Raw genomic sequence first — 25,587 nt, forward strand, 5'->3', positions numbered from 1 at the left:
GCAAAAGCGGTTCTATTAGTTTTTGCTGCAGACACTTTTTAAAAGTCGAATCTCTTTGAGCGAGAATCTCCTATCTGACGGTATGTTCGCTTTGCGACCAAACCATGGCTTAGATGTGAATTTGAGAAGCGTTAAAGGATCACCGAAGGTTTCTTTAAAAGCCTGACAGCGATGGCTCGGATTTGACGGTCGGTGGCCTACAGTTTCTTCTTTTGCGGTACGACCATCTCACTGCCTATCAAGGTTATTTTTTTGCGAGTTTTGCAAACAGATGGCGGTCTCGATTGCGCCTTCGGAGCGATAGCTCTGGCACCGAAGGCGCGACATTGGATCGTTACGATTCCTCTGCGTCCGCCTCTCCTTTTGTTTCATGCTCAGTTCCAGGCGCATGTTCGGGAGGGCAGTAGGTCGTATATAGCTTGAGCATTTCACTGCCCGTGTTTTGGAAGTTGTGATACACCCCGGACGGCACAATGCTGACATCACCCGTTTTTACATCCACTGTCGTGTCTCCGATGTTTGCTTCGCCGTTGCCCTCAACGAAGTAGAGTAGCTGGTCATGCCCCTCGTGAACTTCCCCTCCGATTTCTCCACCCGGTGGGATTGCCATCAGGACGAGTTGAGTGTTTTCTCCCGTCCAGAGGACCTGTCGGAATTCCTCGTTTTCCTTTGCCATTTCCACGATTGGAAGGGTGGTTTGTCGAACTTCTTTCATAGTTTGGGCTCCTAATTGGTGTGGATGTTGCTTTGTTCTGGCGAATCGTAACGATTTCGTATTCCAGAGACACTGCGTGAATAACTTCTCCTGAACTTAGCTTCTCACGAGCTCGGTTCCGTTTTCCTGGCGACAAACTGGACAACCGAGCCGATGCCAGAATGAAAAGCCCCTTCGCGTATATCCCTCTCTATTTCGCGACAAACAAGAATTTCGTCATCAGCAAAAACCGTCCTTAATTCCTGCTCATCAAACATCATGTCAGTGGTAACTGGTCCTCCGGTACCTCGACCTATTTGAGCAGCGCTGTAGCCTTCAAGGATCAAATAACCATCCCGTCCCAGCGCTTTTCTTGCCTGGTTGAGAGAGCGTCGACGAATCGCCGGCGGTGTGTGGGCGAAAATCATAACAACGGCCTGATAAAAATTGGCTTTTGTCTCGTAAGTCGCAAGGTCCGCTTTTTCAGTGTTGATAATCACACCGTGCTTATCTGCAAGTAGCTTTGCTTTTTTCAGCCCCACCTCTGACAGGTCGACGCAAATCACATCATGCCCGAGGGTGGCCAAATAAACGGCATTCCGTCCTTCGCCTTCGGCAAGGCACAGAACTCCCCCCGGGTTTGCTGCAAGCTCAAGCTGTTGCCACTGCTCCGTGAGAAATGTATTTGGCTGTTCGCCATAGACATAATCTTCACGATCGAATCTTTCATCCCACATGGGTTATTACTCCCATTGAAATTTCCATCTGGGGGCAACGCCAAGTAGCGCTGCTCCCACTCAAGCCAAAGCGCATGATCGTCTCTTCTCGCGTTTTGGCTCCTTTAGTGGTATCCCTCGCCGGCGCGTACCTTGCCCCGGAACACCCAGTAGGTCCAGGCGGTGTAGGCCAGCACGATCGGAATCACGAACAGCAGACCTAACAACAGGAACAGTTGGGATTCATAGGCGGAGGCGGCATCCCAGAGCGTGTATTCCGGGGGAACCACATAAGGCCAGCGGCTGACCACCAGACCCAGATAGGTAGTGATGAACAAGCCCATGGTGGCCACGAACGGCATGCCGTCCCGGCGATCACGCACTGAACGGTAGATCTGGATAGCGCAAAGCAATGTTAGAACCGGCAAGATCCAGATAATGCTCAGGTTAGAGAACCAGCGCTCACGGACCATTTCATCCACGAAGGGCGTCCAGACACCGATGATGCCAAAGACCACAAGAACGGCCAGCAGCAGCGGCAGGGTGATCTTGTACGCCCACTGCTGCAGGTAACCCTCGGTTTTCATGATCAGCCAGGTGGAACCCAGCAGGGCATAGCCGGCCAGCATGCCCAGGCCGGTGAGCACGGTGAACGGCGTCAGCCAGTCCAATGCACCGCCCACGTAAACGCCGTTCGCGGTCTCAAAGCCCTGGATATAGGCCCCCACCACGGCGCCCTGGGCAAAAGAGGCAACGGTAGAGCCGCCGGCAAAGGCCCAGTTCCAGAGATAGCGAGACGTGCGGGCCTTGAACCGGAACTCGAACGCCACGCCCCGGAAAATCAGCCCGGCCAGCAGCAGGAACACGCCGATGTACAGTGCCGGCAGGAAGATGGAATACACCATCGGGAAGGCTGCAAGCAGGCCAGCGCCACCCAGCACCAGCCAGGTTTCGTTGCCGTCCCACACCGGGGCCACCGAGTTCATCATGGTGTCCCGGCCTTCCTCGCTCGGGGCGAAGGGGAAGAGAATCCCCACGCCCAGGTCGAAGCCGTCCATCAGCACATACATGATGATGCCGAAGCCGATAATGAATGCCCAGATAAGGGGCAGATCAAACAGTTCCATAGTCAGTGCGCTCCCTGTCCTGCGGTGTTGCCTGAAATTTCGCCTTCCTCTGGTTCCAGAGGCACATGGGCGGCAGAGAAAGGACGCTTGGGACGTTCCGCCTCGTGCTCATCTTCATCGTGACGATCTTCAAGACCGACGTAGAGTACCCGCATCAGGTAGTAGACGCCGGCAGAGAACACCAGAGCGTACACCACGATATAGCCGATGAGCGTGAACAGCGCCATACCACCGGTCAGTGACGGGGTAAGCGCCTCCGCCTGGGTCATCTGGCCGTACACCAGCCAGGGCGCCCGGCCCACTTCGGTCACGAACCAGCCAGTCAGCACCGCGAAGAAGGGTGCGATACTCATGAAGCGCATGCCCTGCAGGAACCAGTTGGTGCGCCAGTATCGACCGCCGGCACGCAGGACCAGGCCGGCGACTGCAAAGCCAATCATCAGAAAGCCAATACCCACCATGATGCGGAAGGACCAGAATACAATCGCCACCGGTGGCTGCTCCTCAACAGGCACCGCGCTCACGCCCGGCACCTCACCGTCCCACTCGTGGGTCAGAATGAAACTGGCCAGGCTGGGAATGCCAATTTCGAAAAGGTTTCGCTGGTTCTCCTGATCGGGAATGGCAAACAGCAGCAGTGGCACGTTGCGGGAGGTTTCCCAGTTACCTTCCATGGCCGCTACCTTGGTCGGCTGATGCTCCAGAGTGTTCAGGCCGTGGAAATCACCCAGCACCGCCTGGGCGGGGGCGATGAACAGCAACAGCCACAGGCACATGGACAGGGCTTTCTTGTTGGCCTCAACCTCGCGGCCACGCAGCAGGTACCAGGCGCTCACACCGGCCACCACAAAGCCGCCAGTCAGGAAAGAGGCCAGACCCATGTGGGCAAAACGATAGGGGAATGAAGGGTTGAACAGTGCCTCGCTCCAGGAAGTCACATAGAACACCCCATCACGGAGCTCGGTGCCAGCGGGAGTCTGCATCCAGCTATTGGCCGAGAGGATCCAGAACGACGAAATGAAGGTGCCGGTTGCAACCATAATAGCGGCAAACAGGTGAACGCCGGCGGGCACCTTGTCGCGACCGAACAGAAGCACGCCGAGGAACGCCGCCTCCAGGAAGAACGCCGTCACCACCTCATAACTCAGAACAGGGCCGAGGAAGTTGGCGGACGCCTGGGCGAAGTTACTCCAGTTGGTTCCGAACTGGAACGACATCACGATGCCGGATACCACCCCCATGCCGAACACCACGGCGAACACCTTGGTCCAGAAGGCAGAGAGCTTTATCCACACCGGATTCTCGGTTTTGAAGGCCAGGCCTTCGAGTACCGCGATGTAGGAAGCGAGGCCGATGGTAAACACCGGAAAAATGGCGTGAAATGACACCACAAACGCGAACTGGATTCTTGAAAGAAGCAGGGGATCTAATTCCATAGCGCGTACTCCAGTAGACACATAGTTGGTCAGACTATTGGGTTGAGGTTGCAGCCAGGTGTAGCTTGCCTCTTCCCAAATATGGTGAATGAGCGAGTGCTTTCCACGCGTGGTAAGTACTCATGAAGATCTGTCCAGACAACTCTTCGCAGAAATGCGTTCGGCTCAGGCTATCCATAACCGGCCCCTTAACCTCAGCCAGATGAAGCACGATGCCTGAATCTTTCATCCGGCTGTTGATTGCCTCCAGGCTCTCCAGCGCGGATGCGTCAATCACATTCACGGCTTGGCAAGCTAAAACCAGATTCTTCACCTGTGGGTTGTTGGCAATGAGCTCCAGGATGGTTTCTTCCAGATAGCGGGCATTGGCGAAGTAAAGACTCTCATCGACACGAAGAACGATCGTTTCATCATCTGTCTCGACGCTGTGGCGCTCAATATTCCGGAAATGTTCGGTACCGGGTACGAGACCAACCACGGCACTGTGCGGGCGACTGGTACGGTACAGGTAGAGACCAATCGAGAGCCCGACACCGGCAAGGATGCCAGCTTCGACCCCCTCAACCAGCGTAAGCAGAATCGTTGCGAACATCGCCACGAAGTCGGCTTTCGAATAGTCAAAGGTTCGACGGATAGCCCCGAAATCGATCAGAGTGCTCACGGCAATCATAATGGTGGCTGCCAGCGTTGCCTTGGGTAGATAGGCGAGCACGCCCGTGAGCGTCAGGGTGGCCAGGGCAATGCCGACTGCCGTGAACATGCCGGCCAACGGTGTTTGTGCACCTGCCTCAAAGTTCACAACAGAGCGTGAGAAACCACCGGAAACTGGAGACCCACCGCTGACGCCAGCGCCCACGTTGGCCAGTCCCAAGGCAATCAGCTCGGAGTTAGGATCGATTCTCTGGCGTCTCTTGGAGGCCAGCGTCTGCGCGACGGAAACGGATTCCACAAACCCCACCAGGCTAATTAGAATGGCGGCCGGAACCAGAGTGGCCCAGACGTCGAACTCCAGCGGCGGGAGGTTGATTTCGGGAAGCCCGCTGGGCACTTTGCCGACCAGGTTTACACCGGCACTCCCGAGGTTGAATTGCCAGGCGAGTGCAGTTGTAACGATGACCGCTGAAACAGGTGCTGCTTTTGCGAACAAATCCGCAGCCCGCTGAGACAGGCCAAAACCCGAGAGCGTTTGTTTCAGGTATTTCCGGCAGAGGAACAGATAGAGCAGAGTGCCACCACCGATTGCCAGCGTAACAAAATTCGTTGCGGGCAAATCTCTGAGGAGGCCGTTTATCATTTCTATGAGATTGTGGCCGCCGCCTTCGATACCCAGGATATGGCCAAGCTGACTACCGGCAATGAGTATGCCCGATGCTGTTACAAAGCCGGAGATTACGGGGTGGCTCAGGAAGTTGGCCAGGAACCCGAGTCTCAATAGGCCCATTGCGAACAGGATCAGCCCAGAAAGGGTGGCCAGAACCAGTGCTGCGCCAACGTATTCCGGGGATCCAACCGCAGCGATACCGCCAAGCGCCGAAGCGGTCATCAGGGACGCGACCGCCACGGGGCCTACTGCGAGAGTGGCACTGGTGCCGAACAGGGCATAAACCACCAGGGGAATCATGCTGGCGTAGAGGCCAACTTCGGGCGGCAGTCCGGCCAAAAGGGCATACGCTAATGCCTGGGGGACGAGCATGAGTGTAACGATGATCGCCGCAAGGCCATCGCTGATCAATGCATCTGAACCATAGCCTTTCAGCCAGTTGATGATTGGCAGGTAGGCACCAGGATTTTTCACAATTTACCTCCCTTACGCTTCACGGGTGGCCGGCGCGGCCATCCACTCGCGACCTTTTAGCATCCCGTTCCAATAGAGCCAGGGAAGCTGTTTGGCTTTCAGGAACCAGGCCATCCTTGTCGCTTTGGTGCCATCATTGATCCATTTCGGGAAGCTGGGCTGAAGCGTGCCGCCGTAGCCAAATTCAGCAAGAACAATGCGGCCCCTCTCCACGGTCAGCGGGCAGGACCCGTAACCGAGGTACGCTGCGGTAAGTGGGAGATCATGAAGCGAGTGCACGACATTCTGCGCGACAACCGGGGCTTGCTTTCTTACCGCCGCCATCGTTTTGGAGTTAGGTGTGCCGCTTGCGTCTCCCAGGCCGAAAATCGCCGGAAACCGTTTGTGCTGCAGTGTTTCAGAATCAAGGTCTAACCAGCCTTCAGAATTGGCCAGGCCAGATTCTTCGATAAACGAAGGTGCGCATTGCGGAGGCACAACGTGGAGCATATCGAACGAAACATAGATTTCGCGTTGACCATCAAGCGTTGTCTTCAAAAACTTGGCAACCCGATTGGGCCCGTCAACACTTAACAGCCGCTCTTCAAAGCATAAGTTGATGCCGTAACGATCAATGTATCGCTGTAGCTCGGGAACATAGTCCTCAACGCCAAAAAGCACTTTTCCGGCCGAACGATAGGTTACGTCTATATTGTAAAGCCGACGATTTCTGTGCCAGTGATCTGCCGACAAGTACATGGCCTTCTGAGGCGCACCGGCGCATTTGATGGGCATCGGGGGCTGAACGAAAACGGCGCTACCTTTTTCCAGTTCTTGCACTAAGGACCAGGTATAGGGAGCAAGATCGTAACGATAGTTGGAGGTGACACCGTGTTGACCAAGGGTGGCCTCAAGGCCCTCAACGGCCCCCCAGTTAAGAACCAATCCGGGGGCGATTACGAGCCGCCTGTACCCGACCGAACAGCCGTCCGAAAGCAAGACCGTTTGCGTGTTGGGCTGAACGAATTCGGCAGACGCCTTATACCAGCAGCAGCCTTTCGGTATGACCGATTCTGCGGTTCGACGAGTGCTTTCAGCAGAAAAAACGCCACCGCCGACCATGGTCCAGCCTGGCTGATAATCGTGAGTTTCGCTGGGATCAATAACCGCGATATCCAGGTCTCCCTGGCGTTTCAAAAGGCTTGAAGCGGTCGCAATACCGCCTGCTCCGGCACCAATAATGACAACGTCGTGGTGTCTGTGATTGGTCGCGGACTCGGGTTTGGAAAAAGACATGTAGGGTAAATCTCCGTTCGCTTCGAGGACCTCCTTGTCCGCATTAGTAAGTCATAATTGGCATCATTGCCCCAGAAGATCCTTGATAGGCTGCGGATCATGTCCGGCTTCATGGGCCGCTGTCAGAAGATCCGGGATGTTGCACCGTGGGCTCATTGCGCGGCTCTGGGCCCACATGTGGACCGCTCGGCGACCGGTCCTGCAGAAAGCCAGAATTGGCGAGGCGGACGTATCGAGGGCTTTTCCAAACGCGTCGATATCGCGTTGCGGATACTCACCCGATGCGACCGGAATGCTCACCCATTCCAGGCCCTGGGCCTTCGCCGCCTCGGCATATGCTCGTTCACCCTCGTAATCCTCTTCGCTCTCTCTGCGATTGCAGATGACGGTTCGGAATCCCTGCTCTTTGACTTCGCGCATGTCATCCGGATAGACCGCGTCTGCAACGGCGAACTCGGGTTCAAGAAAATGAATTTTCATCTCAATGCTCCGTTTAAAACAGGTTAATGGGAACCTTCAGATAGACTTGGCCATTTTCCTCGGGGACCGGCATCTCACCCGCTCGCATATTGACCTGAACAGACGGCAGGATCAGGCGAGGCATGTTCAGGGTGGCATCCCGTTCTGAGCGGAGAACGACAAAATCCTGCTCGCTCATACCCTCGCCAACGTGGATGTTGTTAGCCCGTTGCTCAGCCACGGTCGTCTCGTGCACGAACTCATCACGACCCGCGGCCTTGTAGTCATGGCAGAGGAAAATGCGTGTCTCTCCCGGCAGCGCAAGCACTTTCTGGATAGACTGATACAGGGTATGCGCATCGCCCCCCGGAAAATCACAGCGTGCCGTTCCGGAATCCGGTGCAAAAATGGTGTCGCCAACAAAAGCCGCGTCGCCGATCACGTAGGTTAAGCAAGCCGGAGTATGGCCGGGTGTGTGCAATATCCGGGCATCAAGACTGCCAATAGTGAACGTGTCGCCCTCCTTAAACAGACGATCGAACTGGCTGCCATCTCGGGCAAACTCCGTTCCCGCATTGAACGCTTTACCGAAAACTTCCTGGACCTCGACGATCTTCTCGCCAATACCTGTCTTTCCGCCAAGCTGTTCATGCAGGTAGGGCGCCGCTGAGAGATGGTCGGCGTGCACATGTGTTTCGAGAATCCATTCAACGGTCAGATTGTTGTTCCTGACATACTCGATAATCTCGTCAGCGGAGCGGACATCCGTTCGCCCTGCCGCGTAGTCGAAATCCAGAACAGAATCGATGATGGCGCAAGCCGAACTGTCCGGATCCTGAACGATGTAACTGAACGTGTTGGTTGGTTCGTCAAAGAAATGAGTAACTAACGGATGCTTCATGGTCTTGACCTCCACTAAGGGGCTTGTTGAACCGTGCAGCTAAAGTAACAATTTAATGGTTATAAGGATAGAGCCAAAAGGTATATCAATATTAATTGATGCTATAGGGTTAAGTGATTGCTTGTTAATGCGCTGATTTTATTTATTATTTTCCGGGAATGTCCGGAGTGGGGCGATCGAAAGTGACTTTGTCACTGAAAGGGTGTTTTGCGCGCGATACGGTCATGTTCCTCTCATTCTTAGTGATTGATTGGGACGTTTAACGATCACACATGCTGAACCTGGGTGGTTCATAGGGAGTTGTATGCGCGGCGACACCCAGACCGAACAACAGTCAGTTCTGATTGTTGGCGGTGGTATTACGGGGCTCTCACTGGCACTTGCGCTTGGGCGCCACAAGAAAAGCGTGACCCTGGTTGAAGCAGACGAGCAACTAGGCGGTAATATCCGGTCGGTCAAGGAACAGGGATGGCACATGGAGCTCGGCCCGAACACACTTATGGCCAAGCCGTCACTGCACCAGCTGCTAAAATCCTTGGATCTCAGCGACAAAGTTATCTTTCCACCTTTGACCAGCCGCAAACGTTATGTTGTCAAGGACGGGGTTCCCGTTGCGTTACCAGCTGATCTGAAATCTGCGTTAAGCAGCCCTCTCATTGGCATCGAAGGCTGGCGTCATTTGATTAGTGAACCTTTTCGCAAGGTAGCCAGCAGCGAAGAAACTCTGGCAGCCTTCGTTCGTAGGCGCCTCGGTAAAAATATTCTCAATCACTTTGTCGATCCCTTTGTCTCAGGCGTTTATGCCGGATCGCCAGAAAAGCTTTCAGCTCAAGCCGCCTTCCCTCGGTTACATCGCCTGGAACAGAACTATGGGTCCCTGCTTCTAGGCGCAATCTCTCTAATGCTAAATAGCAGAAAACAACGCATTAAGGATCGCGAAAGTGGGTTCCCCGACGCGTGGCGTGGAAAGATTGTGAGCTTTCCAGGCGGGCTTTCCACATTGGTTGAGGGAATCAGGGAGGAGTTGAGTCGGCTCGACAACGTCAGAGTGATAACCGGCTGTCGAGTGGAAAAGGTTGAGCAGAATGATCGAGTGTGGCGCGTGGTCGACCAGCGGGGTCAAATGCGCGTTGCCCATCAGCTGGTATTGGCAACGCCGGCTCATGTCAGCGGATCACTCCTGGAACCGGTTAGCCCTGAACTTCGGTCAGAACTGGCCAGTATCGTCTACCCATCACTTGCTGCTGTTGCGTTGGGTTACCCAGACCAGTCCATCAAACACCCACTCGACGGCTTTGGAATGCTCATTCCAAGTCAAGAAAAGAAGCAGACGCTCGGAGCTTTGTTTTCCTCCACACTTTTTCCGAACCGGGCGCCAGAGGGGCATGTGCTTTTCACCTGCTTTATCGGTGGTCGCAGGAACCCGATGGCTGTCGAAAACTCAGATCAGCAGTTGGAAAATTTAGTCAGCGAGGAACTGCGCGAGATGCTTGATATCCAGGCCCGCCCGGTCTTTACCAAGGTCGCACGATGGGCTAACGCCATTCCGCAATATGACGTTGGGCATTTAACCCGTATAGCCAAGATTGACGACATTGCGGAGCGCTACAAGGGGCTTCATTTAATGGGTAACTGGCGAGACGGTATTAGTGTCGGTGACTGCATTGATAGCGGTTTTTCCATGGCGCATAGATTGATAACTGCTGAGCGATGATATCTGTGGAACGGTTGATTCGCCGTTTGGAGCTTCTGCAACCAGCATTAAATCCTGAGCTTAAACTCTCAAAACACCCGAATCGTGAGGATCTGATGAAAATAGCCGTAACAAGCCAGAATCGAAAAACCGTCACCCAGCATGCCGGCCGATGCAGGAAATTCTTTATCTTTCACATTGTAGAAGGGCAGGTGGCTAAAAAGGAGCTTCTCGAACTTCCCAAAGAGCAGTCATTCCGGGAGAGCTCGTCGCAGCTACCGCACCCATTGGATGATATTGATGTTCTAATCACCAGGGGGATGGGCTCTGGGTTGGCAATGCGCCTTCACGAAAAGGGTATTGAAAGTGTAATCACCGAAGATGAAGACCCAGAGAAGGCCGTTCGAAGCTATCTGACTATTTCATAGATAGGTTTTGTTGCCTTTCTTCTCCGTGAAGCCTTTTCTATTTGTTAATCCTATTTGTTCTATAGATATAACTATATTGTCTAACACCCTCCGGACGGGTTATTGTGACTTCGACATCAAGAGGCAATTCGCCTCCACCAGCAAAACCCGACAGGAGATTCATTATGAGTTTATTGCTTGGCTCTACCGCCCCGGACTTCACCATCGACAGCACCGCCGGCCAGATCAACTTCCACGACTGGGCCGGTGATTCCTGGGTATTCTTCTTCAGCCACCCGGCTGACTTCACGCCGGTCTGCACCACCGAGATGGGCCGCACGGCCCAGCTGGCGAAAGAATTTGAAGCCCGCAACGTGAAGCCCCTGGGTCTGTCCACAGATACCGTGGAAGAGCACGTCAAGTGGATTGAAGACGTCAACGACACCCAGAACTGTGACCTGCAGTTCCCGATTGTTGCCGACGCTGACCATAAAGTGGCCGAGCTGTATGAAATGATCCACGCCGGTGAGAGCGAAACTGCAGCCGTACGCAGTGTGTTCATCATCGACCCGGACAAGAAGATCCGTCTGACCATGACTTACCCGATGGCGGTGGGCCGTAACTTCGACGAGATCCTCCGGGTGATCGACGCGCTTCAGTGTGGCGATGAAAACAACTGCGCTCTGCCGGCAGACTGGCGCAAAGGCGACGACGTGATCATTCCCCCCTCCATTTCCAACGAAGAAGCCAAGGGCCTGTTCCCGAATGGCTGGAATGAAATCCGTCCGTACCTCCGCACCACCAAGTTGTAATCTGGTTCGCAGGTAGAAAAAGGGGGCTTGCCGTTTGGCGGCCCCCTTTTTGCGTTTTGATCTTGGTCAAGCAAACGCTTATATGCTTATAACTCTTGTTGAGAGCGGCGGTCATACAGGCGTATGTTGAAGAAAGAATAGGGCCAGGGAGTCAGAGACGTGAAGATTGTTTCATGGAACCGCTTCATCAACCGTTTTCGCGGGCTCTCTGCCCATGTGGTTCTGGCCGGAGCATTGGTTTGCTCCGGCTTTTCTGTTTATGGGGCTCAACGCCCACCCGCCACTGCCGATCACAGCAAATTCGAGGCCCTTCAGGGCCCTTTCGAGAATGCTCAGGAGGTAACCGAAGCCTGCCTGGGCTGCCATACCGAAGCGGGCGAACAGATCCGTTCAACCACCCACTGGACCTGGACCTACGAGCATCCGGAAACCGGCCAGACCCTGGGCAAGAGCAAGGTTATCAACAGCTTTTGCGGCATGGCGATCACCAACGAGCCCCGTTGTACCTCCTGCCATGTCGGCTACGGCTGGGAAGACATGAGGCAACCACCACCCACCGCGGATAACGCCGTTGATTGCCTGGTGTGTCACGACACCACCGGTGACTACTGGAAGTTTCCCACTCTGGCCGGGCACCCCACCTACACGCCCCGGGAATGGCCGAAGGGCAGTGGTAACATGGTCCAGCCGCCAGATCTGGAAATGATTGCCCAGAATGTCGGCGCCAGTGGTCGGGCCAACTGCGGTAGCTGCCACTTCTATGGTGGGGGCGCAGACGGCGTGAAACACGGCGATCTGGACTCCTCTCTGGTTGATCCACCCCGCTCCCTGGATGTGCACATGTCCCCGGACGGGCTCGATTTTAGCTGCGCCGATTGCCATACCAGTTGGGGGCATGAGGTGGCGGGCACCCGCTATCAGGTCAATGCCGCCGATACCCTGGGTATCGATGTACCGGGCCATACCGATCTCAGCCGTGCAAGCTGCCAGTCTTGCCACGGCGATTCACCGCACCCGCAGCAAAAGCTGAATGATCATGTGGACACCCTGGCGTGCCAGACCTGCCATGTACCCGAATTCGCCCGGGGCGGCGTCCCCACCAAAGTCTGGTGGGACTGGTCTACCGCCGGCCGGCTGGATGAGGACGATCAGCCGATTACCGAATACGACGATCATGGTCATCCCAGCTATCTGAGCGAGAAAGGGGACTTCCGCCACGGCGAAAATGTCGTGCCAACCTACGCCTGGTTTGACGGCACGGTGAAATACACCCTGGTGGATGAAAAACTCGATGTGGCTCATCCTCCGGTTGAAATCAACCGCATTGAAGGCAGCCCTGAGGATCCGGGTTCCCGCATCTGGCCGTTCAAAGTCATGCTGGGCAAGCAGCCTTACGACACCGAACGGAAAACCCTGCTGGCTACCCACGTGTTTGGTGCCGATGACAGCTCGCTGTGGAGCAATTTCAGCTGGCCCAGGGCGCTCAAGGCAGGCAGCGAGATGTCCGGAATGCCCTTCAGCGGCAACTACGACTTCATCGAAACCACCATGCACTGGCCCATTACCCATATGGTGCCACCGGCTGAAATGGCACTGGATTGCGCCTCGTGTCATGCCCAGAACAGTCGTCTTGCAGGTCTTCCAGGCATCTATATGCCAGGCCATAGCGGGAACATCTGGCTGGATCGTATTGGTTGGTTATTGGTGGCCATGACCCTGATAGGCGTTGTGTTGCATGGTCTGGCAAGAATTCTTCTCAAGGGGAGGAAACAGTCATGAGCCGGGTAATGATCTACAAACGTTTCGAGCGTTTCTGGCACTGGTTCCAGGCACTTTTGATCTTCACGCTGCTGTTTACCGGCTTCGAAATTCACGGCAGCTATTCCGTGATTGGATTCGGCGAGGCGGCGCGGCTGCATACCCTGGCAGCTTGGGCATTGATTATACTGTGGCTGTTTGCCATTTTCTGGCATATCACCACGAGCGAGTGGCGCCAGTATATTCCTACCCGGAACGGTCTGTTCGCGGTGATCCGCTACTACCTGATCGGGACCTTTACCGGTGAGCCGCATCCGTACCGAAAAACCACCCGGGCCAAACACAATCCGCTCCAGCGTTTGGCCTATCTGTTTTTCAAGCTGATGATTACACCGGTCATCTGGCTCAGCGGGCTTCTCTATCTGTTCTACAACGACTGGCCCGCAACGCTATCCAATGCCTTGGAACTTGAAACGGTAGCACTGGTTCATACCGCAGCGGCTTTTGCCATGCTGGTTTTCATCATTGCTCATGTGTACATGGCAACTATGGGCTCGAAGCTCACCAGCCTGATCAAGCCCATGGTCACCGGCTACGAAGAGCTTGAAGAACACCCGTAAAAAGTCAGCGGCTATTCTTCAATGCAGATCGCCCTGCGCTGAACCGCCAGGGCGGTCTTGCCGATAAGAACTGCGATAAGCAACGTAAGCAGGCCAAGAAGTAAAACACCAAGCCCTTTGAAGAACACGAGTTGAAGCTCCTCGTACATTACGAAAGTGGCGATCGTCATGGCTGCCATTGGGAACGAATACGCCCACCAGGAAAGAAAGAATTCTAGTCGGAGGAACCTGGAGGCCTGGGTCATCAGCATCAGGGTTAGAAAGATCGCAACGTAGTAAAGCACCCGTCCAAATGCGTTCACTTCGCCAACCAGCTGGAACCAGGAAATGAAACCCACGGCAGGCGGGGCGATCAGAATGAACAAAGTGGGCAGGAGTTTGGCCGGAAGCGGCTGATGGAAAAACATCCGGTAGAAAATGATGGTTAACAAAACCAACCAGAAAACCAGGCCAATGCTGAAGAAGAACCACGAGATTTCCACAGATGCATGCTGCACGCCTGCAATGGGTACGAGGATGTTACCTACGATGGGGATAAACCAGGCCGGGTTGATGTGGGCAACTTCAAAGTGGGTCTTGTGCAACCAGGCTGACAAAACATAGAGCGTAAAGCCAAGGTGAAGGGCCGCGCCAATGCTCCAAAGAATGAGTGACACAGCGCCATTGTAGGGTAACAGCGCGATACTCAATAGAATCAGACCAATCGATATGGTGGGGAAGAAGTTCAGTTTGATCGGATGGGCAAACTCCGCTTTTACTGCGCCGGGGTATTTCATGACCTTGGCCAGATAAAGCATTAGCAGAGCAACAAACCCGATGATGGTCAGCCCGAGCAATATGGGGCTTGGCTTCCAAGAAATTCCAAGCAAGCCTTCCGCACGATGCCAGGCGATGGTAAATCCGGTCATTCCCATCACAACGGCGAACCATGAAATCGGAAAATTCTGCAATCGGGAAGGCCGAACTTCTGTCATCCGTCTTCCTCCTTTTCTGAAGACTCAACCAGGGTTGCCCCGTACACCCGGGGCAACCCGAACCTCAACGCTCAGAACGTGAACGTGCGCATCTTCGGGTTCAGCATCTGGCCGGCCATTTCCGGCGGCATGGCAACGCCGACGCCGTCAATCAGATCGTCCTTGCCGTAATCGCTGTTCGGAAGATACAGCGCACAGACCTTCGCCTTACCACCCTGCTTGAGCAGGCCCCGCAGCATCTGCCCCGGAGTGACATCTTTCGGTTTGAGGGCGGGAGCTTCATAAGTCTTCAGCGCTAGGTCACCGGCCTGATCGCATAGCAGTACATTAACTTTTGCCCCTTGCTTGGCCATGGTGTTAGACAGGACCATCGCCATACCTTGGGTCTGTAGGGAATCGCTGGACAGGATTACAAGCACTTCCTCAACAGCGCCTTTGTGGCTGTCGGCATGAACGCTGAATGGCGTGACTGCTAACAGGGCAGCGGCTGCAAGGGCTTTGAATAATTTGATCATGGGGAGCTCCTCTTTGATGGATCAAAAGGCTTCAACGCGAAGGTATCTAGACAGGATTTAACCGTCAGTGACAAAGTCACTTAAGCTGGTCGATGAATCTTCAGTTCAAAAAAAGCCGGGCGTTTTCAGCCCGGCAAAGGGGTTGTGTGCTCAATCTCCGGGTTCATTCCCAGGCGGCACCCTCAAGTGCATCCAACGGAATCTTCAAGTATCGTTTGCCGTTGGCTTCGGGCTCCGGGAGCCGTCCACCCCGGGTGTTGAGCTGCAGCGCATGAAGAATCAATTTTGGCATCGGTAGCTCGCTGTCACGGGTGTTTCGAAGCTCTACATACTCGGCTTCTGAAGTCTCAGCCAGATGCTTGTTGGCCTGCTTCTGCTCTCCAACTGTGCTTTCCCATTCGGGTTCACGGCCGCCGGGCATGTAGTCGTGACCTGTGAACAGCCGCGTCTCATCAGGCAGGGCGAGGATGGCCTGGATGGAGTCCCAAAGTTGATGGGCGTCGCCCCCGGGAAAGTCCGCACGGGCGGTGCCGAAATCCGGCTGGAAAATGGTGTCGTGCACGAACGCTGTATCGCCGATCACATAGGTGACAGAGGCCAGCGTGTGGCCCGGGGAGAACATCACACGGCCCTGCAGCTTGCCAACCCGGAACTCGTCGCCGGCCCGGAACAGATGGTCCCACTGTGAACCGTCGGCCGGAAAATCGGGCCAGTTATAGATGCCCTTCCACAGTTCCTGAACGCCAGTCACATAGCCACCGATCGCAGTCGGAGCGCCGGTCTTTTCCTTAAGATACTGGGCAGCCGAGAAATGGTCGGCATGGGGATGCGTATCCAAGATCCATTGCACTTCAAAGCCCCGATCGCGCACGTAATCCAGAAGTTCGTCGGCGTGGTTCGTCGCCGTTGCGCCGGGCTTTTCATCGTAATCTAGCACCGGATCAATAATGGCACACTGCTTCGTCTCCGGATCGCTGACCACGTACTGAACACTGAATGTGCGGGGATCGAAAAAACCCGCGACATCGGGAGTGTCGAGATGTTTCGCAGGTGATTGTTGGAAAGTCCTCATAAGTGAGTCCCCCTCAACGCTGAAAACGCGTTTTGGATTGATTTGGTTATAAGGATATAACTGAAAGATTTTAAGGGCTAATTGAGATGAGGCATTGAGCCAATGAGGACAACCTAACGGTGCCAAATTTGAGTGGGGGAGCGTGCGTCGATTCGATGGGCTCAGTTCGAAAGGATATGGACTTACCCGATAAGCGTGACATACCCCAGCCTCAAAGGGAGGCTTCTGTTAGCCGCTCAAGGACAAGACTAAAGGTGCCGGAGTCCCAGTTCTGTTTAACAGTATCAGTTTTGATTTCTGACAGCCGTTCCCTTAAGTACTCGCCGGACAGGGCTTGTACGTCTGAAACATCCATGGTGAGTGAGCGTCGGGCTTTTGTGATGATCGGGTCAATCTCAGCGCAGACAATGGGAGCCAGTCGCCGGGCCTCCCTTGGGTCAGTGGTGCCCAATGAGCGTTTGATTTCGGTTTGACCAACAGCAGCTTTGAGTTCTTTGGGAACGCGCTTACGGACCCAGTACTTCGCGCTGTTCTTCGGACAATAAGGGGAGCACATACGTAGACTCACGATTAACCCTGTGTGCCAGTAGTGTGTACCAGCGAGGTCCGTAAGTTACTGTTTCTAGGGTAAGTGTTTGATTCGGAAGGCCATTCAAGAAGAATGGTGCCGAGGAGAGGACTTGAACCTCCACGGGGTTGCCCCCACTAGCACCTGAAGCTAGCGTGTCTACCAATTTCACCACCTCGGCAGGTGATTTGCAGTTCTGCGTTTAGTTCGTTGAAAACTTTGCAGTTCTGCCGCAGCTGAGGTGTTGCCCCTCAACCGATGGCGCGTACTTTAATAATTCCGGAAAACGGTGTCAAACGTTTTTTATCAAAAACCTTGAGTGGTATTTGTGCCTATATTCTTTGTGTGGTTAGGCACTTCCTTTATACCGGCGTTATACTCGGGATCAAATTCAATTCAGATACACCGCATTTCGGTACCAGGACAAGGACACGAATGGCTTCGAGAAAAAAGACAGACAAAGATCCGCACGCAGGTCGTGAAGCAGAAAAATACGACAATCCGATCCAGAGCAGGGAGTTCATCCTAGAGCACCTCAAGGAGCGCGGTGCCCCGGCGACACACGAGACGCTTTGTGAAGAGCTCGGACAGAATTCCCCGGAGGGTATCGAGGCTCTGCGTCGGCGTCTCATTGCCATGTGTCGCGACGGACAGATGATCTGCAATCGCCGTGGGGCCTACCTTCCGATTGAAGAGGCAGAACTGGTTGTCGGCAGGGTGGTTGGCCACAAGGATGGTTTCGGTTTTCTGATCCCTGACGACGGTGGCAGTGACCTGTTCCTCACCGCCCGGCAGATGCGCCAGGTGTTTCATGGTGATCGGGTGGCCGCGCGGGTTGACCGTGTCGATGATCGCGGCCGGCGCGAAGGCGTGATTGTTGAAGTTCTGGAATACCGGACCAGCCAGACAGTGGGACGCTTTTTCCAGGAAAGCGGCATCAGCTTCGTTGTTCCGGAAAACGCGCGGATCAACCACGAAGTGCTGATTCCCCAGGAAAATTGCGGCAATGCCCGCCACGGCCAGTATGTTGTGGTGGATATCGTTCGCCAGCCCACTGTGCGCACCCAGCCATTGGGCAAGGTGGTTGAGGTCCTTGGCGAACACATGGCGCCCGGGATGGAAATTGACGTTGCCATCCGTTCCTACGACATTCCCCATAGCTGGCCGCCCGCTGTCGGTGAGCAGACGGCGGAAATTCCGGAAGAGGTCACTGAGAAAGACAAGGCCAACCGGAAGGATATCCGCAATCTCAGGCTGGTAACCATCGACGACGAAACGGCCCGTGATTTCGATGATGCCGTGTACTGCGAGCCAAGGCCCCGTGGCGGCTATCGCCTGCTGGTTGCGATTGCCGACGTTTCCCACTATGTCCGGCCGGGTACACCACTGGATGAAGAGGCGGTAAACCGCAGTACGTCGGTTTATTTCCCGGATCACGTCGTGCCAATGCTGCCGGAAAAGCTGTCCAATGGCCTCTGTTCGCTGAACCCGGGGGTGGATCGCCTCTGCATGGTGGCCGATATGACCATCAGCGCCGCGGGTAACATCAGCAGCTACAGCTTCTATCAGGCGGTCATGTTCAGTCATGCGCGGCTTACCTATAACAAGGTAAGCACCATGCTGGAGCATCCGGACACCGAGCAGGGCTACAAGCTGTGTGAGCAATACGCCAACGTCCTCCCGCAGCTACACAATCTCTACGGGCTCTACCAGTTGCTGCGCAAGGCCCGTACCGAGCGTGGTGCGATTGATTTCGAAACCACCGAAACCAGGATTGTGTTTGACGCCGACCGGAAGATAGAAGAGATCGTTCCGGTGCAGCGCAACGATGCCCACAAGATCATCGAGGAATGCATGCTGTGCGCGAACGTTGCGACAGCGCGATTCCTGAAAAAACACAAACTTCCGGCACTCTACCGGGTGCATGACGGCCCTTCAGAGGAGCGGCTCAATGCGGTTCGGCTGTTCCTGGGTGAGCTGGGTCTGCAATTGGGTGGTGGTGATAACCCCACGTCTGCGGACTACCAGGAGCTGCTGAACAGTATCAAGGATCGCTCGGATGCCAATGTGATCCAGACGGTTATGCTGCGTTCACTCAGCCAGGCCGTCTACAGCCCGGAAGAGGGCGGCCATTTTGGTCTTGGTTATGCGGGTTATGCTCACTTCACGTCGCCGATCCGGCGTTACCCCGACTTGATTAATCACCGGGCCATCAAATCGGTTATTCATGGGGGGCAGCCTTCCAAGGATGTAGTTCCGCCTCCGAAGCCGGATCCCGAGCTTGCCGAGTATCCCTACGATATGGCCCGCATGGAGAAGCTGGGTGAGCACACCTCGATGGCAGAACGACGTGCCGATGATGCCACCCGGGATGTCATGGCCTGGCTGAAGTGTGAATATCTGAGTGACCATGTCGGCGAGGAGTACGATGGCGTGATCGCTTCGGTGGTGCCCTTCGGCTTCTTTGTTGAGCTCTCCGGAGTCTACATCGAGGGATTGGTGCACGTGTCGACGCTGAGCGGCGATTTCTTCCATCATGACTCCGCCAAGCATCGCCTTATTGGCGAGCGCACGGCAATGAGTTTCCGGCTTGGTGATGAGGTTCGTGTGAAGGTCGTACGGGTCGGCATGGAAGATCGCAAGATCGATCTGGAGTTGATCAGTGAACCGGTTCATCGACAGGCCGATCGCGACGCGCTCAAGGTCCCTGACAAAGGGGAGCGGGGCAAGGGGAAGCGCGGCGCCAGCAAAGGTGGTAAATCGTCCGGCAGGACGAAGCCTGGCCAGAGAAGTACCTCCCGCGGTGAGCCTGGTCCGAAGCGCCCGAGGAAACGCCCGGCGTCTGCGTCACCGAAAACAACGGGCCCTGAGGCCTTTGATGACAATGAAACGCCTTCTGCCAGGGACGAACTGGTGGCACGGGCCGCGAAGCTTGCCCTGAAGAAGGGGAAGAAGAGCGGTGGCACCGGCAAAGACGATAAAAAAGCCAAGCCGCGAAAATCCGGCAAGTAACGGGAAGTGTCAACAGTGTCCGGAGAATTTGTGTTTGGCTGGCACGCGGTTGAGGCTGTCCTCAAGCGCGAGCCCGAACGTTTGCAGCAAGTGTGGATCCAGACCGGCAGGCAGGACAAGCGGGTCAAAAGCATTACCGATGCCCTGGATAACCTGGGGGTCCGATGGAAAGTTGTGCACCGCAAGGAACTCGACGAGCGGGTTTCCGGGGTGCATCAAGGTATTGTTGCTTCCGTCAGTGAAAGTCGCGAGTGGACGGAAGACGATCTGCTGGCACAGTTGGCGGGCAGTGACAAGCCGCCGTTTCTGCTTGTTCTCGATGGCGTGACCGACCCCCACAATCTCGGTGCCTGCATGCGCACTGCCGATGCCGTGGGTATTCAGGCGGTCATTGTGCCCAAGGACAAGTCTGCTTCGCTGACACCGGTTGCTCGCAAGGTTGCCTGTGGTGCTGCCGAGACGGTGCCCTTTGTTCGGGTTACCAATCTTGCACGCTTTCTGCGCAGTCTGCAGGAGCTGGGTGTCTGGCTGATCGGCACCGCCGGTGAGGCGGATGCAACGCTCTACCAGGCCGATTTCAAGGGTCCGGTGGCGCTGGTGATGGGGGCGGAAGGCAAGGGCATGCGTCGACTGACCCGGGAGCACTGTGATCAGCTGATCAATATCCCCATGCTCGGCCATGTGGATAGCCTCAACGTATCCGTGGCTACGGGTGTTTGCCTATACGAAGCCCTGCGCCAACGGCTTGGTTAACCCTTGCACACAGGGCCTTCCCCGCCTAGAATACGTGACCCCTTTTCCAAGGGGTGGTTTTGTATTGCCTGAACGAGGGCAGTCCCAAACCAAGCTTTTGATCAAGCCTTTCTTGTAAAGCCTTATTGATAAAGCAAAAAGAAACCGGCAGCTCGTGCTGTCAACTCCTTGCTTTCATGTTTGTCGGTCGCGGATTGTTGAATCGGGCCGGTAAAAAGGAAGCTGCTTAAACCGTAGGGAGAACTCATGCGTCACTACGAAATCGTATTTATGGTACATCCGGATCAGAGCGAGCAAGTGCCCGCGATGATCGAGCGTTATACCGGCGTCATCACTGAAGATGGCGGCAAGGTACATCGCCTGGAAGATTGGGGCCGTCGTCATATGGCTTACCCGATCAACAAGATTCACAAGGCTCACTACGTGCTGATGAACGTTGAATGTTCACAGGCCGCCATGGACGAGCTGACTCACAACTTCCGGTTCAACGATGCCATTATCCGTGACCTGATTCTGCGTCGCGATGAGGCCGTTACCGATCTGTCTCCGATGAAAGCTGCCGAGTCCCGTGAGGACCGTCGTTCCGGCGGAGACGACCGTCCGCGCCGTTCAGCCGAATCTGACGAGCCACGTCAGCGTGCTGAAACCCAGGACGAAGAAGAGTAATTAACCGGAGTTGAGGAGTTAAGTTATGGCTCGTTTTTTCAGACGTCGTAAGTTCTGCCGCTTCACGGCAGAGGGTGTTAAAGAGATCGACTACAAGGATCTGGACACTCTGAAAGGCTACATCACTGAAACCGGCAAAATCGTGCCCAGCCGCATCACCGGCACCAAAGCACGTTATCAGCGTCAGCTGGCTACCGCTATCAAGCGTGCCCGCTACCTGGCACTGCTGCCGTACTCGGACAGCCACGATAACTAAGTAACAGAAACACAGGACTTGGGACCATGCGTGCACTTGCACAGTATGTAATGCGCGGTCCCCTGCAGGCCGGCGGGGTAGCAGCAGTCACAACTGCGGTACCTTTGCTGTTCTGGATTGGCGCAGCCGTTGTTGGCCTGGTTATTCTCAGGCTTGGCATCAGTCAGGGGCTCAATATCGGGCTCTGGGCATTACTACCGGCGCTTGGCTGGAGCATTTTCGGGCAGGACCCGACCGCTCTGGCTGTATTGCTTCAGGTAATGCTGATGGCATCGCTGATCAGAACCACGCTGTCCTGGGAGAAAGCCCTGCTTGCGGGGAGCTTTCTCGCTATCGTCACAGGCCTGATGTTGCCTGTGATCTACCCGGGTTTACTGGACGATCTGGTCCAGGCCGGGGTGGGCTTTTACCAGCAGTACAATGCCGAAATTGCGCAGAGTCTCGGGGATGACCTCGAAAGGGTCATCCGGGACACGATGAATGCGAGCATGGCCGGCACCTACCTGGTGACGGGTGTGGGCATGACCATGTTGGCGCGGGCGTGGCAGGCGGGGCTGTATAACCCCGGAGGATTCCGCAAGGAATTCCATGGCCTGCGGCTGTCGCCGCCGATTGCGGTTTTGTGTGCGGTGACCATGGTGGTGGGGCCATTTCTTGGGCTCAACTCCATGCTGCTGGCCTGGGCTGCGGGAACCCCGCTGTTCCTGGCAAGCCTGGCACTGGTTCACGGCATTGTTGGTATGAAAAAGCTGAGCGGGAACTGGCTGGCGATGTTTTACGTAGCGCTGGTTCTCCTGGGCCCAAGTCAGATGATTCTGTTAGTGGTTCTGGCTTTTGTGGATAGCTGGCTGGATATCCGGAGGCGTATAAAGCCTGCCGGGCCGGCTGAATAAAGCACGAAGAGGTTAACGAGATGGAAGTTATTCTGCTCGAGAAAGTTGCAAACCTTGGCTCCCTGGGTGACAAGGTAAAGGTTAAGGCCGGTTACGGTCGTAATTTCCTGCTTCCTTATGGCAAGGCCGTACCTGCCACCGAAGCAAACCTGAAGGCGTTCGAAGAGCGTCGTGCCGAGCTTGAGAAAGCAGCTGCTGAAAAGCTGTCTGCTGCCCAGGCCCGCGCTGAAGCGCTTGAGGGTGCTGCTTTCACTATCAGCTCCAAGGCTGGTGAAGAAGGCAAGCTGTTCGGCTCTATCGGTGTGCGCGACATTGCTGATGCGATCACTGCCGGTGGTACCGAAGTCGAAAAGAGCGAAGTTCGCCTGCCAGAAGGCCCGATCCGGGTTACTGGCGAGTACGAGATCGAGCTTCAGCTGCACTCCGACGTTGAAGTAACCATCAAGCTGGCGGTTGTTGCCGAGTAAGCCGTTTTCCCTGAAAACGGCGTCGGGGTTTCCCCGGCTCTGGTAACACGCCGGTGGCCGGAACGCGGCCTCTCCTGAGGTGGCGTTCCGGCCAATCCAACAGGCCCGAACCGCATCTTGCGGCTTTCGGGCCTGTTGCTTTCTGGTATGCTGTTACGTTCCGGTAACCCTCTCCCATTGCTGCGGCAGGTCGCTTAAACTGTCGTGGTTATGATGTCCAACTGAAGATGTGTTCATGGCCAAGCCCAACCTGAAGCCCGCGAGTACCGATCTCGAAACCAGCCGCATCAAGGTTCCTCCCCACTCTGTGGAAGCAGAGCAGGCGGTACTGGGTGGCCTGATGCTGGATAACCGCCGATTTGACGAGATCTCCGAAGTGATTTCGGCGGCCGATTTCTATCGGCAGGACCACCGTCTGATCTTTGGTGCTGTCGAGCGCCTTGCCAGTGAAAGCGAACCTCTGGATGTCGTGACCCTCGCCGAATTCCTGGAGCGGGCGGGTGACATTGAGGATGCCGGTGGGCTGTCTTACCTGGCGGAGCTGGCCGAGAAGACGCCCGGCGCGGCAAACATTCGTGCCTATGCCGATATTGTCCGCGAGCGGTCCATTCTGCGGCAGCTGGTGGAGGTGTCCGGCAAGATTTCCGATTCAGCGTTTAACCCCCAGGGCCGGAACAGTAATGAAATCCTCGACGAAGCCGAGCGAAGCGTTTTCCAGATTGCCGAAGCCCGGGTCAAGGAGGGTTCTGGTCCGCAGGCGATCAACCCCATTCTCGCCAAAACCCTGAGCCGGATCGAGGAACTGTTTGAATCCGGCGAGCAGACCACCGGTCTGACCACGGGTTTCAAGGATCTCGACGAGCAGACCTCGGGCATGCAGCCCTCGGATCTGATCATTGTGGCAGGTCGCCCCTCCATGGGTAAGACGACCTTTGCCATGAATATTGTTGAAAATGCCCTGATCAGCACCGGCACTCCGGTTCTGGTGTTCAGTATGGAGATGCCGGCGGATGCCCTCGCCATGCGTATGCTCTCGTCGCTGGGTCGCATTGATCAGACCAAGGTCCGCGGCGGCAAGCTGGAAGAAGACGACTGGCCCCGGCTGACGTCGGCGGTGAGCCTGCTCAAGGACAAACCGCTCTACATCGACGATACGCCGGGCCTGAGCCCCACCGAAATGCGTTCCCGGGCCCGGCGTATTGCCCGCGAGAACGACGGCAAGATCGGCCTGATCATGGTCGACTACCTGCAGCTGATGCGGGTGCCCGGCAACACCGAAGGCCGTACGGCCGAAATCTCGGAAATCTCCCGCTCGCTCAAGGGCATTGCCAAGGAGCTCAGCTGCCCGGTGGTGGCGCTGTCTCAGCTCAACCGGAGTCTTGAGCAGCGGCCTAACAAGCGTCCGGTTAACTCGGATCTGCGTGAGTCCGGCGCAATCGAGCAGGACGCCGACGTCATCATGTTCGTGTACCGGGATGAGGTCTATAACGAGGATACGCCGGACAAGGGCATTGCCGAGATCATCATCGGCAAGCAACGGAACGGCCCGATCGGGACAATCCGTCTGGCGTTTATCGGCAAGTACACCAAGTTCGAGGATCTGGCACACGGTGACTACAGCGATTACGGCGGGGAGTATTGATGCCCCGCAGTACTGTTGCCCGGATTGACCTCGAGGCCCTTCGCCGGAACTTCCAGACTGCCCGAAGCCGGGCCGGCGGGGCGCAGGTGATGGCGGTGGTCAAGGCCGATGGCTATGGCCATGGTATCGGGCCGGTGGTCTCCGCCCTGGACAGCCTGGCACCAAAGTTCGCGGTGGCCTGCCTGGAAGAGGCGCGGGCTATTCGGGAAACCGGCCTGGTGCAGCCAGTCGTTCTGCTGCAGGGTGTACACGCCGACGCGGATATCGACGAGTGCGCTCAACAGGGGTTTGAGCCGGTTTTTCACAGCTTCCAGCAAATGGCGTGGCTGGAGCGCTTTGAAGCACGACCGGCGTTCTGGCTGAAAGTGAACAGCGGTATGAACCGCCTGGGCTTTCATCCGGAGGAGCTTGCCGGGGTGATGGCGCAGTTGCAGGCCATGGGGGCTGATCAGGGGCTGCTGGGCTTTGTGACCCACTTTGCCTGCGCCGATGATCCCGATAGCGCCATGACCGCGGAGCAGACGTTGGTGTTTGAGCAGGCAACCGCTGCCTTCCCGGGGTTGATGAAGAGCGTTGCCAATTCCGCCGCGCATTTTCGTCCGGGCCAGCCGATGTTTGACTGGAGCCGCCCGGGAATCATGTTATATGGCGGGTCGCCAATGGTTGGCAAGACCGGCCCGGAGCTTGGTCTTGAGCCGGTGATGTCGCTGGAGGCCCCGCTGATAAGCACTCGCATGGTGCCCGCGGGAGAGTCCGTCGGTTACGGTGCCAGTTGGGTGGCCGATCGTGATACCCGGATGGGCATGGTGGCGATTGGTTACGGTGATGGTTACCCGCGGCATGCGGGTACCAACACGCCCGCGGCCATCAATGGCCGGCGGATACGGCTTATCGGCCGGGTGTCCATGGACATGCTGGCCGTCGACCTGACCAATGCGCCAGGTGCCCGGGAAGGCGACAGCGTCGAACTCTGGGGCCGCACCGTGGGGGTTGATGAGGTGGCGGCCTGCGCCGGCACTATCTCCTACGAGCTGATGACCGGCATCACCGGGCGGGTGCCACGGCAATACCGGTAA

General features: G+C 55.9%; 25 protein-coding genes and 1 tRNA gene. 13 read left to right on the plus strand and 13 right to left on the minus strand.

Annotated elements, in window-relative coordinates; genetic code table 11:
* Positions 1-334: 334 nt before the first annotated feature.
* From ACESMK_RS11145 to ACESMK_RS11180, 8 genes are all read right to left on the minus strand, one after another.
* The gene (locus ACESMK_RS11145) at positions 335-715 is read right to left on the minus strand and encodes a cupin domain-containing protein (protein WP_372998308.1); all 381 of its coding nucleotides are present in this window, start codon (positions 713-715) and stop codon (positions 335-337) included.
* Between the two features lie 104 nt (positions 716-819).
* Positions 820-1,431, minus strand: coding sequence for a class I SAM-dependent methyltransferase (locus ACESMK_RS11150; RefSeq protein ID WP_372998311.1), 612 nt, complete (start codon positions 1,429-1,431; stop codon positions 820-822).
* Between the two features lie 104 nt (positions 1,432-1,535).
* Positions 1,536-2,537 carry a cytochrome d ubiquinol oxidase subunit II gene (cydB, locus tag ACESMK_RS11155; protein WP_372998313.1) on the minus strand — a complete coding sequence of 334 codons (1,002 nt, stop codon included), beginning with the start codon at positions 2,535-2,537 and terminating at the stop codon, positions 1,536-1,538.
* Between the two features lie 2 nt (positions 2,538-2,539).
* The gene (locus ACESMK_RS11160; protein WP_372998316.1) at positions 2,540-3,973 is read right to left on the minus strand and encodes a cytochrome ubiquinol oxidase subunit I; all 1,434 of its coding nucleotides are present in this window, start codon (positions 3,971-3,973) and stop codon (positions 2,540-2,542) included.
* 34 nt (positions 3,974-4,007) lie between these two features.
* A complete protein-coding gene (locus tag ACESMK_RS11165) occupies positions 4,008-5,768 on the minus strand; it encodes a SulP family inorganic anion transporter (protein ID WP_372998318.1) in 1,761 nt (586 codons plus the stop codon).
* A gap of 12 nt (positions 5,769-5,780) precedes the next feature.
* Positions 5,781-7,043 carry an FAD/NAD(P)-binding oxidoreductase gene (locus tag ACESMK_RS11170; protein ID WP_372998321.1) on the minus strand — a complete coding sequence of 421 codons (1,263 nt, stop codon included), beginning with the start codon at positions 7,041-7,043 and terminating at the stop codon, positions 5,781-5,783.
* Positions 7,044-7,106: 63 nt separating this feature from the next.
* Positions 7,107-7,523 carry a TIGR01244 family sulfur transferase gene (locus ACESMK_RS11175; protein ID WP_372998324.1) on the minus strand — a complete coding sequence of 139 codons (417 nt, stop codon included), beginning with the start codon at positions 7,521-7,523 and terminating at the stop codon, positions 7,107-7,109.
* Positions 7,524-7,536: 13 nt separating this feature from the next.
* Complete coding sequence (locus ACESMK_RS11180; RefSeq protein ID WP_372998327.1) at positions 7,537-8,403, minus strand: MBL fold metallo-hydrolase; 867 nt, start codon at positions 8,401-8,403, stop codon at positions 7,537-7,539.
* A 304-nt stretch (positions 8,404-8,707) separates the two neighbouring features.
* On the opposite strand from ACESMK_RS11180, the gene hemG reads away from it, so the two are divergent.
* The 5 genes from hemG to ACESMK_RS11205 all read left to right on the plus strand — a co-directional run bounded on the left by hemG (position 8,708) and on the right by ACESMK_RS11205 (position 13,693).
* Positions 8,708-10,117 carry a protoporphyrinogen oxidase gene (hemG, locus tag ACESMK_RS11185; protein WP_372998330.1) on the plus strand — a complete coding sequence of 470 codons (1,410 nt, stop codon included), beginning with the start codon at positions 8,708-8,710 and terminating at the stop codon, positions 10,115-10,117.
* Between the two features lie 5 nt (positions 10,118-10,122).
* Entirely contained in the window at positions 10,123-10,524 is a 402-nt protein-coding gene (locus ACESMK_RS11190) for a NifB/NifX family molybdenum-iron cluster-binding protein (protein WP_372998332.1), read from the plus strand.
* A 164-nt stretch (positions 10,525-10,688) separates the two neighbouring features.
* Positions 10,689-11,315 carry a peroxiredoxin gene (locus ACESMK_RS11195; RefSeq protein ID WP_372998335.1) on the plus strand — a complete coding sequence of 209 codons (627 nt, stop codon included), beginning with the start codon at positions 10,689-10,691 and terminating at the stop codon, positions 11,313-11,315.
* A gap of 159 nt (positions 11,316-11,474) precedes the next feature.
* The gene (locus ACESMK_RS11200; protein WP_372998338.1) at positions 11,475-13,094 is read left to right on the plus strand and encodes a tetrathionate reductase family octaheme c-type cytochrome; all 1,620 of its coding nucleotides are present in this window, start codon (positions 11,475-11,477) and stop codon (positions 13,092-13,094) included.
* A complete protein-coding gene (locus ACESMK_RS11205) occupies positions 13,091-13,693 on the plus strand; it encodes a cytochrome b/b6 domain-containing protein (RefSeq protein WP_372998341.1) in 603 nt (200 codons plus the stop codon). The genes ACESMK_RS11200 and ACESMK_RS11205 overlap by 4 nt, the downstream gene beginning before the upstream one ends.
* Before the next feature lie 11 nt (positions 13,694-13,704).
* Here ACESMK_RS11205 and ACESMK_RS11210 read toward each other — a convergent pair whose 3' ends face one another.
* From ACESMK_RS11210 to ACESMK_RS11230, 5 genes are all read right to left on the minus strand, one after another.
* Positions 13,705-14,643, minus strand: a complete 939-nt coding sequence (locus ACESMK_RS11210) for an SLAC1 anion channel family protein (protein ID WP_372998343.1) — start codon at positions 14,641-14,643, stop codon at positions 13,705-13,707.
* A 95-nt stretch (positions 14,644-14,738) separates the two neighbouring features.
* A complete protein-coding gene (locus ACESMK_RS11215) occupies positions 14,739-15,182 on the minus strand; it encodes a hypothetical protein (protein WP_372998346.1) in 444 nt (147 codons plus the stop codon).
* 163 nt (positions 15,183-15,345) lie between these two features.
* Positions 15,346-16,254, minus strand: coding sequence for an MBL fold metallo-hydrolase (locus ACESMK_RS11220; protein WP_372998349.1), 909 nt, complete (start codon positions 16,252-16,254; stop codon positions 15,346-15,348).
* A 211-nt stretch (positions 16,255-16,465) separates the two neighbouring features.
* Positions 16,466-16,810 carry a DUF6538 domain-containing protein gene (locus tag ACESMK_RS11225; protein ID WP_372998942.1) on the minus strand — a complete coding sequence of 115 codons (345 nt, stop codon included), beginning with the start codon at positions 16,808-16,810 and terminating at the stop codon, positions 16,466-16,468.
* A gap of 106 nt (positions 16,811-16,916) precedes the next feature.
* A tRNA-Leu gene (locus ACESMK_RS11230) sits at positions 16,917-17,003 on the minus strand.
* 254 nt (positions 17,004-17,257) lie between these two features.
* Here ACESMK_RS11230 and rnr point away from each other — a divergent pair.
* From rnr to alr, 8 genes are all read left to right on the plus strand, one after another.
* Complete coding sequence (rnr, locus tag ACESMK_RS11235; RefSeq protein WP_372998352.1) at positions 17,258-19,834, plus strand: ribonuclease R; 2,577 nt, start codon at positions 17,258-17,260, stop codon at positions 19,832-19,834.
* Between the two features lie 15 nt (positions 19,835-19,849).
* Positions 19,850-20,587, plus strand: coding sequence for a 23S rRNA (guanosine(2251)-2'-O)-methyltransferase RlmB (gene rlmB, locus ACESMK_RS11240; protein ID WP_372998356.1), 738 nt, complete (start codon positions 19,850-19,852; stop codon positions 20,585-20,587).
* A 246-nt stretch (positions 20,588-20,833) separates the two neighbouring features.
* On the plus strand, positions 20,834-21,253 hold the full coding sequence (gene rpsF, locus ACESMK_RS11245) for a 30S ribosomal protein S6 (RefSeq protein ID WP_372998359.1): 420 nt from the start codon (positions 20,834-20,836) through the stop codon (positions 21,251-21,253).
* A 25-nt stretch (positions 21,254-21,278) separates the two neighbouring features.
* Positions 21,279-21,509 (plus strand): 30S ribosomal protein S18, encoded by a 231-nt coding sequence (gene rpsR, locus ACESMK_RS11250; protein WP_007154918.1) that lies wholly within the window; start codon positions 21,279-21,281, stop codon positions 21,507-21,509.
* 26 nt (positions 21,510-21,535) lie between these two features.
* The gene (locus ACESMK_RS11255; protein WP_372998362.1) at positions 21,536-22,402 is read left to right on the plus strand and encodes a hypothetical protein; all 867 of its coding nucleotides are present in this window, start codon (positions 21,536-21,538) and stop codon (positions 22,400-22,402) included.
* Between the two features lie 20 nt (positions 22,403-22,422).
* Positions 22,423-22,869: a 50S ribosomal protein L9 gene (gene rplI, locus ACESMK_RS11260; RefSeq protein ID WP_372998365.1), complete on the plus strand. Its 447-nt coding sequence runs from the start codon at positions 22,423-22,425 to the stop codon at positions 22,867-22,869.
* Positions 22,870-23,104: 235 nt separating this feature from the next.
* Entirely contained in the window at positions 23,105-24,511 is a 1,407-nt protein-coding gene (gene dnaB, locus ACESMK_RS11265) for a replicative DNA helicase (RefSeq protein ID WP_372998368.1), read from the plus strand.
* On the plus strand, positions 24,511-25,587 hold the full coding sequence (gene alr, locus ACESMK_RS11270; protein ID WP_372998371.1) for an alanine racemase: 1,077 nt from the start codon (positions 24,511-24,513) through the stop codon (positions 25,585-25,587). Before dnaB ends, alr begins: the two co-directional genes overlap by 1 nt.

Origin of the sequence: Marinobacter sp. (assembly GCF_041687235.1) — a bacterium.
Lineage (GTDB): Bacteria > Pseudomonadota > Gammaproteobacteria > Pseudomonadales > Oleiphilaceae > Marinobacter.